Source organism: Staphylococcus equorum, from assembly GCF_029024965.1.
Lineage (GTDB): Bacteria > Bacillota > Bacilli > Staphylococcales > Staphylococcaceae > Staphylococcus > Staphylococcus equorum.
Genome location: NZ_CP118982.1, coordinates 993592 through 1006695 on the forward strand (window position 1 = coordinate 993592; position 13104 = coordinate 1006695).

Sequence of the window (13104 nt, forward strand, 5' to 3'; positions counted from 1 at the left end):
GTTTCGGGCTCTTTTTTTAATATTTTGATTCTAAATAATTTCTATAGTAGGCTTAAAAGGCTTATACATTTCAAAGTAATTCTGTTAAACTAGTATTGAAAAGAATAAACACGAACTTTAAAGTGAAAATGAACTTAAATGTGCATGTTTTGAGGTTTGTGAACTAAAACTTATGTAAGATAGGAGCTAATTTCAATGATTGAACGCTATTCTAGAGAAGAAATGTCTAATATTTGGACTGATCAAAATCGCTATGAAGCTTGGTTGGAAGTAGAGATACTTGCTTGTGAAGCTTGGAGTAAACTAGGGGATATACCTGAGGCAGACGTCAAAAAAATACGTGAAAACGCCAAGGTTGATGTTGAACGTGCACAGGAAATCGAACAAGAAACGCGTCATGATGTAGTCGCATTTACTAGACAAGTTTCTGAAACACTTGGTGAAGAACGTAAGTGGGTTCATTATGGTTTAACTTCAACTGATGTAGTAGATACTGCGTTAAGTTATGTGATTAAACAGGCAAACGACATTATTGAAAAAGATTTAGAAAGATTTATTGAAGTATTAGCGAAAAAAGCAAAAGATTACAAATATACATTAATGATGGGTCGTACACACGGTGTGCATGCTGAACCAACAACGTTTGGTGTCAAAATGGCGCTTTGGTATACAGAAATGCAACGTAATTTAGAACGTTTTAAACGCGTAAGAGAAGAAATTGAAGTTGGAAAAATGAGTGGTGCAGTAGGGACTTTTGCTAACATACCACCTGAAATAGAAGCACATGTGTGTGAAAATTTAGGCCTGGGTGCAGCTCCAGTATCAACACAAACGCTACAACGTGATCGTCATGCTTATTATATTGCGACACTTGCACTTATCAGTACTTCAATGGAAAAATTTGCCGTGGAAATACGTAATTTACAAAAAACTGAGACACGTGAAGTAGAAGAAGCATTTGCTAAAGGACAAAAAGGTTCATCAGCAATGCCACACAAACGTAATCCAATTGGTTCTGAAAACATTACAGGTATTGCACGTGTGATAAGAGGTTATGTGACAACAGCTTATGAAAACGTTCCGTTATGGCATGAACGAGATATTTCTCATTCTTCAGCCGAACGAATTATGCTCCCAGATGTTACGATTGCATTAGACTACGGCTTGAACCGTTTTACAAATATTGTTGATAGACTTACAGTATTTGAAGATAATATGCTTGGAAATATTGATAAAACGTTTGGTTTAATCTACTCACAACGTGTATTATTAGCTTTAATTAATAAAGGTTTGGCACGTGAAGAAGCATATGATAAAGTACAACCTAAGGCGATGGAGTCTTGGGAAACTAAAACACCATTTAGAACATTAATAGAACAAGACAATTCAATTACAACATTATTATCTGAAGCAGACTTAGATGAATGTTTCAATCCAAAACACCATTTAAACCAAGTTGACACTATTTTTGAAAGAGCTGGTTTAGAATAATCAGGAATAATTGAATTTTTCAAGGGAAATCGTTACACTTTAATGTATTAGTACGTTAAACTGAGATTAAATTGAAAGATACAGGGGTTGTTTTGAATGCAAATAGAAAAATTAAGAGGAAAAGCATTAGATGAATTGTTCGATGCGATTTTGACGCTTGAAAATAGAGAAGAATGTTATGAATTCTTTGATGATTTATGTACTGTTAATGAAATACAGTCATTGTCACAACGATTACAAGTCGCAAAAATGATTAAACAAGGCTTCACTTATGCGACAATTGAACAAGAATCTGGTGCATCAACTGCAACAATTTCTCGTGTGAAAAGATCGTTGCAATGGGGCAATGATGCTTATACCGTAATTCTAGATCGCATGAATATTGAAACGGCTGATTAGATAATTTTATATGAGAAGTAAGGTTAACTATTTAAGTTAACCCTAGCTGTCGATAGAGTATAATACTTTGTCGGCAGCTTCTTTATGTTTTGTAAAGTGATAGAATGGTAATTGAGACGTATCAACTACATCTTTGTTAAATGCATTCTTTGAAAATATTATTATATGTACACATGTTGGAGGGGAAATTACTGTGTTTAAGAAGTGGATAATTGTAATTGCGACTTTATTATTTATCGGTATTGTCATACGAATGTTGCTTATTATAGCTTCTAATCATCAACAACCTATGCATTCAAATATCATCGAACCTAAAAATGCATTACCAATTATTGTTGAAAGGCAAGGCGTGACGAAAGTGAATGGGCATGTCATTGTTAACAAAACATATCAATTACCGCAATACTATAAACCTGGTGAAAATAAAAAAGCCAGACATAAATTAAATGAAATGTTAGATAAAGCTGAACAAAAAGAATTAGATTTAAAATATATTAGTGGCTATAGAAGTTATAAAGATCAACAAAAAGTAGTGAAATCATATCTTGAAAATGATGGAAAAAAAGTCGCGAAACAATATACTGCTAAACCAGGACATTCAGAACATCAAACAGGATTAGCATTCGATGTAGGCACGCAAAGGTCACTCGAAAATTTCCACGAAGATTTTGAACATACAAAAGAAGCACACTGGTTAGCTCAAAACGCTTCTAAATATGGATTTATTATTAGGTATCCTAAAGGGCAATCAAAGCACACTGGCTATGCATATGAAGCATGGCATTTGCGATATGTAGGACCTGAATTAGCTGGAATTATAGACAACCAAGATACAAATTTAGAAAGTTATTACCAGTTAAATTAAATAATTACCGTAAAAAGGAAACTAAATTATAAAAATCATCTCAGAAATATTGGGGTGGTTTTTTTCGACATCATTTTAGAACTCACAGACTAAAAATGATATAATCATATGTATGTTTAAAAAAGGAGTAACATATCATGTATGACATTAAAAAGTGGAAACATATTTTTAAATTAGACCCTGCAAAGTTAATATCTGACGAAGAATTAGAAGCAATTTGTTTATCTAATACGGACGCAATTATTATAGGTGGAACAGATGAAGTTACTGAAGATAATGTGTTTCATTTAAAGCGACGCTTAAACCAATTTTCATTACCCATAGCATTGGAAATTTCAAATGTAGATAGCGTAATGCTTGGCTTCGACTTTTATTTCGTGCCTACCGTGTTAAACAGTTCAGATGTTAAATATCATAATGGCATATTGTTAGATGCACTCAAGTCATTCGGACAAATAATTGATTTTGATGAAGTCATATTTGAAGGCTATGTCGTACTTAATCCTGATAGTAAAGTCGCGAAAGTGACGCAAGCAAATACAAACTTAACGGATGAAGATATTGAAGCTTATGCATTAATGATTAATGATATGTACAAATTACCGGTTATGTATATAGAATATAGTGGTACATATGGAGAAGTAGAAATAGTAAAAGCAGCAGCAAATCAATTAACAGATACACAACTATTTTATGGTGGTGGTATTAGTGATTATAATGAAGCAAAACAAATGGCTTCAATCGCAGACACTATTATAGTTGGAGACATTATATATAAAGATATAGAAAAAGCATTAAAAACAGTTGAGATAAAGGAGTCACATAAATGAACGCATTAGTTAATAAGATGAATGAGGAACAAAGCCAAGCAGTACGTACAACAGAGGGGCCATTGCTTATAATGGCAGGTGCAGGTTCAGGCAAAACACGTGTCTTAACACATCGTATAGCATACTTGCTTGATGAGAAAGACGTGTCTCCATATAACGTATTAGCCATCACATTTACAAATAAAGCTGCCAAAGAAATGAAAGCACGTGTTGAGACATTAGTTGGAGAACAAGCTCAAGTGCTATGGATGTCTACATTTCACTCTATGTGTGTGAGAATACTTCGAAGAGATGCAGATAGAATTGGTATAGAACGCAATTTTACAATTATTGATCCAACTGACCAAAAATCAGTAATTAAAGATGTATTAAAAAATGAAAATATCGATAGCAAAAAGTTTGAGCCTAGAATGTTTATAGGCGCTATTAGTAATTTGAAAAACGAATTAAAAACGCCGGAAGATGCACAAAAAGAAGCAAATGATTATCATGCACAAATGGTTGCTACTGTTTATAAAGGTTATCAACGTCAACTTTCAAGAAACGAAGCACTAGATTTTGATGATTTGATTATGATTACAATACGTCTATTTGAACGAGTTCCAGAAGTATTAGATTATTATCAAAACAAATTCCAGTATATTCATGTGGATGAGTATCAAGATACGAATAAAGCACAATATACATTAGTTAAACTCCTTGCAAATAAATTTAAAAACCTTTGCGTTGTAGGTGACTCAGATCAATCTATATACGGATGGCGTGGCGCAGATATACAAAATATCCTTTCTTTTGAAGAAGATTATCCAGAAGCAAAAACGGTTTTCCTAGAGCAAAACTATCGTTCTACAAAAAATATTTTAAATGCGGCTAATGAAGTAATTAAAAATAATTCAGAGCGTAAACCTAAAGGATTATGGACGGGCAATACTGACGGCGATAAAATACATTATTATGAAGCAACAACTGAACGAGATGAAGCGGAATATGTTGTACGCGAAATTATGAAACATCAGCGTAATGGAAAGAAATATAAGGATATGGCTATTTTATATCGTACGAACGCACAGTCACGTGTACTTGAAGAAACGTTTATGAAATCAAATCTTCCTTATACAATGGTTGGCGGTCAAAAATTCTATGATAGAAAAGAAATTAAAGATTTATTAAGTTATGTACGAATCATTGCCAATAGTAATGATGATATTAGCTTGCGTCGTGTAATAAACATTCCAAAACGTGGTATTGGACCAACTTCAGTAGATAAAATTCAAACTTATGCAATGCAAAATGATTTAAGCATGTTTGATGCATTAGCTGAAGTAGACTTTATTGGATTATCTAAAAAAGTAACGCAAGAATGTATTAATTTTTATGATGTAATGCAAAATCTTATCAAACAACAAGAATTTCTTGAAATTACTGAAATTGTTGAAGAGGTGCTAGTTAAATCAGGTTACCGTGATATGTTAGAACGTGAACAAACGTTAGAATCTAGAAGTAGACTTGAAAATATTGATGAGTTTATGTCTGTTCCCAAAGATTATGAAGAGAATACACCATTAGAAGAACAGTCATTAATTAACTTTTTAACAGATTTATCTTTAGTTGCAGATATAGATGAAGCGCAAATTGAAGATGGTATCACGTTGATGACAATGCACTCTGCTAAAGGTCTAGAATTTCCGATTGTATTTATCATGGGCATGGAAGAGTCTTTATTCCCACACATTAGAGCAATTAAGAGCGATGAGGAACATGAAATGCAAGAAGAGAGACGTATTTGTTATGTAGCTATCACACGTGCTGAAGAAACATTATATTTAACACATGCAACATCAAGAATGTTATTTGGACGACCACAATCCAATATGGCTTCTAGATTTTTAAGAGAAATACCTGAAGATCTATTGGAAAATGAAACTAAATCTAAAGCAAAAGCTAAAACACAAGGCACTAGCTTCCGTTCAGCAACAAAAGAACCAGCTAAAAGAGGTTATAGCCAACGTGCTACAGCTACTAAAAAAACACAAGTGTCTTCAGATTGGAAAGTTGGAGATAAAGTTGTTCATAAATCATGGGGCGAAGGCATGGTTAGTAATGTAAAAGAAAAAAATGGTTCTGTAGAATTAGATATCATCTTTAAATCAGAAGGACCGAAACGCTTACTTGCACAATTTGCACCAATTGAGAAAAAGGGGGAATAAAATGTGGCTGATTTACAATCACGTGTCGATGAATTGCATCAATTGTTAAATCGCTATAGTTTTGAGTACTATGTTCAAGATAATCCATCAGTGCCGGACAGTGAATATGATAAATTGTTGCATGAGTTAATAGACATTGAAGATGCTCACCCAGAATATCGAACGCCTGACTCTCCAACGGTAAGAGTCGGTGGTTCTGCTCAATCAACTTTCGAAAAGGTAAGACATAATACCCCGATGCTCAGCTTAGGCAATGCATTTAATGAAGAAGACTTAAGAAAATTCGATCAACGTATACGCGAACGTATAGGTGACGTAGAATACATGTGTGAATTGAAAATAGATGGCTTAGCAGTATCTTTGAAATATGAAAATGGCCGATTTGTACAAGGGTTAACACGTGGAGATGGTACTACAGGTGAGGATATTACAGAAAATTTAAAAACGATTCATGCTATCCCTTTGAAAATCAAAGAAACTAGAACATTTGAAGTTCGCGGCGAAGCATATATGCCTAGACAATCATTTTTTAATTTAAATGAAGCAAAAGCTAAGAATGATGAACAAGCGTTTGCGAATCCGCGAAATGCTGCTGCCGGTTCACTTAGACAATTAGATTCAAAGCTCGCAGCTAAACGTAAACTAAGTGTTTTTCTATATAGTGTCAATGATTTTACTCAATTTAATGCGAATACGCAAAGTGAAGCGTTAGATGAATTAGATGAGTTAGGCTTTAAAACGAACCAAGAACGTCAACGTGTACAAACGATTGATGATGTGATTGCATATATTGAACATTGGACTGAAAAAAGAGAAGCATTACCATATGATATTGATGGTATTGTAATTAAAGTGAATATGGTAGCACATCAAGAGGAACTTGGCTTCACTCAAAAATCACCGCGTTGGGCGATTGCATATAAATTCCCAGCAGAAGAAGTAATTACAGATTTAGTGGATATTGAATTAAGTATAGGTAGGACAGGTGTCGTCACACCTACAGCTATTCTTGAACCAGTAAAAGTTGCTGGAACTACTGTTTCTCGCGCTTCTCTACATAATGAAGATTTGATTCATGACAAAGATATTAGAATTGGCGACAGTGTAGTAATTAAAAAAGCAGGGGATATTATACCTGAAGTTATTAAAAGTGTATTAGATAGACGTCCAGATAATGCGGAAGTTTATCATATGCCAACACATTGTCCAAGTTGTGAACATGAATTAGTACGCATAGAAGGCGAAGTAGCTTTGCGTTGTATCAATCCTAAGTGCCAAGCACAACTTGTGGAAGGCATGATTCATTTTGTTTCTCGACAAGCAATGAATATCGACGGTTTAGGTACAAAAATCATTCAACAACTGTATGATAATGAAAAAATAAAAGACATTGCAGATATTTTCTACTTAACAAAAGAAGATTTATTACCGCTTGACCGCATGGGAGAGAAAAAAGTAGATAACTTGATTAATGCTATTGAAGTGTCTAAAAACAATTCTTTAGAAAAGCTATTGTTTGGTTTAGGTATCAGACATCTTGGCGTAAAAGCAAGCCAAGTCATAGCTGAAAAATACGGCACAATGGATAAATTATTCGAAATAACAGAAGAAGACTTTGTTGGTATACATGACATCGGGCACAAAGTAGCCCAATCTGTAGTCACGTATTTAGAAAATGAAGATATTCGTGCACTTATTAATAAATTAAAAGAAAAAAATGTTAATATGACATATAAAGGTATAAAGACAAGTGATTTAGAAGGCCACCCAGACTTTAAAGATAAGACAATTGTACTTACTGGTAAGTTATATCAAATGACTAGAAACGAAGCTTCAAAATGGTTAGAACTTCAAGGTGCAAAAGTTACGAGCAGTGTAACTAAAAGTACAGACTTAGTTATCGCTGGTGAGGATGCAGGCTCCAAATTAACAAAAGCTGAAAAATTTGATACAGCAATATGGTCAGAAGAAGACTTTGTTCAGAAGCAAAATGAAATCGAGGGATAGAGGAGATAATGCATGAAACGGAAGGTTATACTATTCATCTCAGCAGTTTTTTTATTATCAGCATGTGGCAATGATGATGATAACAAAAGCAAAGAACAATCTAATGAAAATGAACAACAACAGCAGCAAGATTCTGGTTCTGTAAAAGATATTGCAACGGATAAAAATGTAGCAGGTGACAATTACAGAACAATATTACCATTTAAAGAAAGCAAAGCACGTGGCGTATTACAAGAAAATATGGCAAATAGTTATAATGGTGAAGATTTCGAGAGTGGTCTATTAGATTTAAGTAAAGAAGTCTTTCCAACTGAAGATTATTTATATCAAGATGGCCAATATCTAGATAAAGATACGATTAACGCATATTTAGGACCTAAATATACTAAAGCTGAAATCGATGATATGGATGAAGACGAACGTAAAGAGAAAAAAGCAAATGAGAATTTAGGATTAAATCCATCTCATAATGGTGAAACAGATCCTGAAAAAATTGCAGAAAATTCACCAGCATATCTTTCTAATATTTTAGAACAAGATTTTTATAATAGTGGCGATACAAAAGGTAAAAAAATTAAAGGTATGACGATTGGTTTAGCGATGAACAGTACATATTATTACCAAAAAGAAAAAGATGGAGAGACCTATAGTAAGAAATTGGATGACAAAGAAATTAAAAAACAAGGTAAGAAAATGTCTGAAGAAATACTTACTAGATTACGCGAAAATAAAGAACTGAAAGATATTCCAATTCATTTTGCTGTTTATAAACAATCTGGAGAAAACTCAATTATACCTGGCGAGTTTATCGCTGGTACGACAGTTGAAGGTGATAAAACACGTATTAATGAATGGAAAGATATTCAACAGAAAACTGCTTTATTACCATCTGGAGAGGCTGCAGATTTAGATGAAAATTTAAACTCTGATTTCAAACAGTTTAATGATAATCTCCAAACATATTTTAATAATTTCACTCAAGCAGTAGGTACTGTTAAATTCGATAATAAAGAAGCTAAGCAATTATCTGTAGATGTACCAATTGATTATTATGGTAAAGCCGAAACTATAGGTATTACGCAATATGTCACTGAACAAGCAAGAAAATATTTCGATGATATAGATGAGTATGAAATTCACATCAAAGATGGTAATAACCCTAAAGCACTAATCAGTAAAACAAAAGAAGATAAAGAACCACAAGTTCATATTTATAAAAACAACAACTAATTTTTAGTCATCTTTGTGAGGGTGGGACTATGAAATCAAATTTAAAATTTTGATTTCTGTCCTGCTCTTTTTATTTTAAAGCTTTCCGATTTTGAAAGTGCATGCTTGCCTGAGGTATGGCTCGAGCCTGTAGTCTCTCGCTCATACTATTCCCCTAGGCGTAAGCCCTTTACAAAATCGGTTTATTACATAAATTTATACAAAAAATTTTAGTATAGAGAATTTACCTTAACATATCTTTAAAACGAGATGGTTTATGTTTTAGAATTATAATCTGACTCAATAGATACTATCATTGGAACTGAGATACTAATCACTAACAATGAAGGGTTATATTTTGATTTCTATCCCGCTCTTTTTTTGAAACATGAATGGTTATACAAGAGGATTCAAAATAGCGTAAAGATAAATATTAAGTAATTTTATGATTTCACTCGATATTTGCTAAGTGTTAAACGCTTACAATTTTTATAGACTAAATTCTTTTTTTAGAAATAATAGAATTATTATACATATAAAAGTGATAAATACTTATATCCATATTGAAAACATAGCTATAAAAGGGTTGTGAAAATATATAGTTTTTGAAAAAGTTTAAAAATAAATCACTGTAATTTACTGTTATTATCGAAAAGCTTAGATTTTTGGGCGGAATTTTGGTACAATTTTGTAATGAATGAGTAAAAAGGAGGCTTTTATTTAATGGCTAAAGTTACACGTGAAGAAGTAGAGCATATAGCAAATTTAGCTAGACTTGAAATTACTGAAGATGCAACTGCAGAGATGCAAGAAACATTAGAAAGTATTTTAAACTTTGCTAATCATATAGATTCAGCAGATACAAGTGAAGTAGAACCAACATATCACGTATTAGATTTACAAAACGTATTACGTGAAGACAAAGCAGACGAGGGTATTCCTCAAGAGCTTGCATTAAAAAATGCTAAAGAGACGGAAGATGGACAATTTAAAGTCCCATCTATCATGAATGAGGAGGACGCTTAAGATGACCATCCGTTATGAATCTGTGGAAAATTTGATCAACTTAATAAAAAACAAAGAAATTAAGCCTTCACAAATTGTGAATGATATTTATGATGCAATAGAAGAAACTGATCCAACAATCAAATCATTTCTTGCATTAGATAAAGAAAATGCAGTTAAACAAGCGCAAGAATTGGATGAATTACAAGCTAAAGACCAAATGGAAGGTCAACTTTTTGGTATTCCTATGGGTATAAAAGACAACATTATTACTGAAGGCGTTGAAACAACTTGCGCAAGTAAAATGTTAGAAGGATTTGTGCCTATTTATGAATCAACAGTAATGAATAAATTACGAAATGAACAAGCAATACTTATTGGTAAACTAAACTTAGATGAATTCGCTATGGGTGGTTCAACTGAAACTTCATACTTTAAAAAGACAGTTAATCCATTTGATCACACTGCAGTACCTGGAGGTTCATCAGGTGGTTCAGCAGCAGCCGTAGCAGCAGGATTAGTTCCGTTCAGTTTAGGTACAGATACTGGTGGTTCAATTCGTCAACCAGCGGCTTACTGTGGCATCGTAGGTATGAAACCTACATATGGTCGCGTATCACGTTTTGGATTAGTTGCGTTTGCATCATCATTAGACCAAATCGGACCACTTACACGTAATGTTAAAGATAATGCTTTAGTATTAGAAACAATTACTGGTTTAGATGAAAATGACTCTACAAGTGCACCAGTTGAAGAGTCAGATTTCACTACTGATATCGGTAAAGATATTCAAGGTCTTAAAGTTGCGTTACCAACAGAATACCTTGGTGAAGGTGTATCAGAAGATGTTAAAGCTTCTGTTAAACAAGCTGTTGAAACACTAAAAGAATTAGGTGCAACAGTTGAAGAAGTGTCATTACCAAACACTAAATATGGTATCCCTTCTTATTATGTTATTGCTTCATCAGAAGCTTCATCAAACTTATCTCGCTTTGATGGTATTAGATATGGTTACCATTCACCTGAAGCGAACTCATTAGAAGACTTATACAAAATGTCTAGAAGTGAAGGCTTTGGTGACGAAGTTAAACGTCGTATCTTCTTAGGTACTTTTGCATTGAGTTCTGGTTATTATGATGCATTTTATAAAAAATCACAAAAAGTAAGAACATTGATTAAAAATGATTTTGACCGCATATTTGAAAACTACGATGTTATTGTAGGACCAACGACACCAACACCAGCGTTTAATATAGGTGAAGAAATTGATGATCCGCTTACAATGTATGCGAATGATTTATTAACAACACCAGTAAACTTAGCTGGATTACCAGGTATTTCTGTTCCTTGTGGTAAATCAAACGGACGTCCAATTGGTTTACAATTTATTGGAAAACCATTTGATGAAAAGACGTTATATCGTGTCGCTTATCAATATGAAACAAAATTCAATTTTCATAATGAATACGAAAAATTATAAGGAGTGGAAATCATGCATTTTGAAACAGTTATTGGACTAGAAGTCCATGTTGAGTTAAAAACAGAATCTAAAATGTTCTCTGCATCACCAGCACATTTTGGAGCAAAACCTAACTCAAACACAAGCGTAATTGATCTTGCATATCCTGGTGTATTACCGGTTGTAAATAGACGCGCTGTTGATTGGGCTATGAGAGCTTCAATGGCAATCAATATGGATATTGCAACAGAATCTAAATTTGACCGTAAAAACTATTTCTATCCAGATAATCCAAAAGCATATCAAATTTCACAATTTGATCAACCTATTGGTGAAAATGGTTATATTGATATTGAAGTTGACGGTAAGACAAAACGTATAGGCATTACACGTCTTCACATGGAAGAAGATGCTGGTAAATCAACGCATAAAGATGGATACTCTTTAGTAGATTTAAATAGACAAGGTACACCATTGATTGAAATTGTTTCTGAACCAGACATTCGTTCACCAGAAGAAGCATATGCATACTTAGAAAAACTACGTTCTATTATTCAATATACTGGTGTTTCTGACTGTAAGATGGAAGAAGGCTCACTACGTTGTGATGCTAACATCTCATTACGTCCATATGGTCAAGAAGAGTTTGGTACAAAAGCAGAGTTGAAAAACTTAAACTCATTTAGTTTTGTACGTAAAGGTCTTGAATATGAAGAAAAACGTCAAGAAGAAGAACTGTTAAATGGTGGGGAAATCCTACAAGAAACACGTAGATATGATGAGTCAACTGGTAAAACAATTTTAATGCGTGTTAAAGAAGGCTCTGATGACTATCGTTACTTCCCAGAACCAGACATTGTGCCATTATATGTGGATGAAGCTTGGAAAGAGCGTGTGCGTCAAACAATCCCAGAATTACCAGACGAAAGAAAAGAAAAATATGTGAACAACTTTGGCTTACCTGCTTATGATGCGCATGTTTTAACACTTACAAAAGAGATGTCTGATTTCTTCGAAAGTGCTATTGCTGAAGGTGCAGATGCTAAATTAACTTCTAACTGGTTAATGGGCGGCGTGAATGAGTATCTTAATAAAAATCAAATTGATTTATTAGATACAAAATTAACGCCTGAAAACTTAGCTGGAATGATTAAGTTAATTGAAGACGGTACAATGAGCAGTAAAATCGCTAAAAAAGTATTCCCAGAACTTGCTGAGAATGGTGGGGACGCCAAACAAATTATGGAAGATAAAGGTTTAGTTCAAATTTCTGACGAAGCTACACTTTTAAAATTCGTAAATGAAGCGTTAGATAATAATGCACAATCAGTTGAAGATTACAAAAATGGTAAAGGTAAAGCAATGGGCTTCTTAGTTGGTCAAATTATGAAAGCTTCAAAAGGCCAAGCCAATCCTCAATTAGTAAATCAATTATTAAAACAAGAATTAGATAAAAGATAATTAAAAATGCGTTGGATTTTAGTGTAATGTAAGGATTAGATAATGCATTACAACAATAGATATAGCAGAACCTGTAGAACGTTTTTGTCTACAGGTTCTTTTACTATTCATACGATATTATATATATTCTGTAAAATTTGGCCTAAATGCTTTTATCATTTATCTAAATCA

General features: G+C 33.4%; 10 protein-coding genes. All 10 read left to right on the plus strand.

What is annotated here, in order from left to right; translation table 11 throughout:
- Positions 1–195 precede the first annotated feature (195 nt).
- The 10 genes from purB to gatB all read left to right on the plus strand — a co-directional run bounded on the left by purB (position 196) and on the right by gatB (position 12933).
- Complete coding sequence (gene purB / locus PYW44_RS04720; protein WP_002507182.1) at positions 196–1491, plus strand: adenylosuccinate lyase; 1296 nt, start codon at positions 196–198, stop codon at positions 1489–1491.
- Between the two features lie 96 nt (positions 1492–1587).
- Positions 1588–1890, plus strand: coding sequence for a YerC/YecD family TrpR-related protein (locus tag PYW44_RS04725; RefSeq protein WP_002507183.1), 303 nt, complete (start codon positions 1588–1590; stop codon positions 1888–1890).
- A 193-nt stretch (positions 1891–2083) separates the two neighbouring features.
- Positions 2084–2755 carry a M15 family metallopeptidase gene (locus tag PYW44_RS04730; RefSeq protein WP_064782808.1) on the plus strand — a complete coding sequence of 224 codons (672 nt, stop codon included), beginning with the start codon at positions 2084–2086 and terminating at the stop codon, positions 2753–2755.
- Between the two features lie 137 nt (positions 2756–2892).
- Positions 2893–3585, plus strand: coding sequence for a heptaprenylglyceryl phosphate synthase (gene pcrB / locus PYW44_RS04735; protein WP_021339825.1), 693 nt, complete (start codon positions 2893–2895; stop codon positions 3583–3585).
- Positions 3582–5792, plus strand: a complete 2211-nt coding sequence (gene pcrA, locus PYW44_RS04740) for a DNA helicase PcrA (protein WP_002507186.1) — start codon at positions 3582–3584, stop codon at positions 5790–5792. Before pcrB ends, pcrA begins: the two co-directional genes overlap by 4 nt.
- Positions 5793–5795: 3 nt before the next feature.
- Positions 5796–7799 (plus strand): NAD-dependent DNA ligase LigA, encoded by a 2004-nt coding sequence (gene ligA, locus PYW44_RS04745; RefSeq protein WP_021339824.1) that lies wholly within the window; start codon positions 5796–5798, stop codon positions 7797–7799.
- 12 nt (positions 7800–7811) lie between these two features.
- Entirely contained in the window at positions 7812–9029 is a 1218-nt protein-coding gene (locus PYW44_RS04750; RefSeq protein WP_056935768.1) for a CamS family sex pheromone protein, read from the plus strand.
- Between the two features lie 702 nt (positions 9030–9731).
- Positions 9732–10034 carry an Asp-tRNA(Asn)/Glu-tRNA(Gln) amidotransferase subunit GatC gene (gene gatC / locus PYW44_RS04755; protein ID WP_002507190.1) on the plus strand — a complete coding sequence of 101 codons (303 nt, stop codon included), beginning with the start codon at positions 9732–9734 and terminating at the stop codon, positions 10032–10034.
- A gap of 1 nt (position 10035) precedes the next feature.
- A complete protein-coding gene (gene gatA / locus PYW44_RS04760) occupies positions 10036–11493 on the plus strand; it encodes an Asp-tRNA(Asn)/Glu-tRNA(Gln) amidotransferase subunit GatA (RefSeq protein ID WP_002507191.1) in 1458 nt (485 codons plus the stop codon).
- Between the two features lie 12 nt (positions 11494–11505).
- Positions 11506–12933 (plus strand): Asp-tRNA(Asn)/Glu-tRNA(Gln) amidotransferase subunit GatB, encoded by a 1428-nt coding sequence (gene gatB, locus PYW44_RS04765; protein WP_002507192.1) that lies wholly within the window; start codon positions 11506–11508, stop codon positions 12931–12933.
- The last annotated feature ends 171 nt before the right edge of the window (positions 12934–13104 follow it).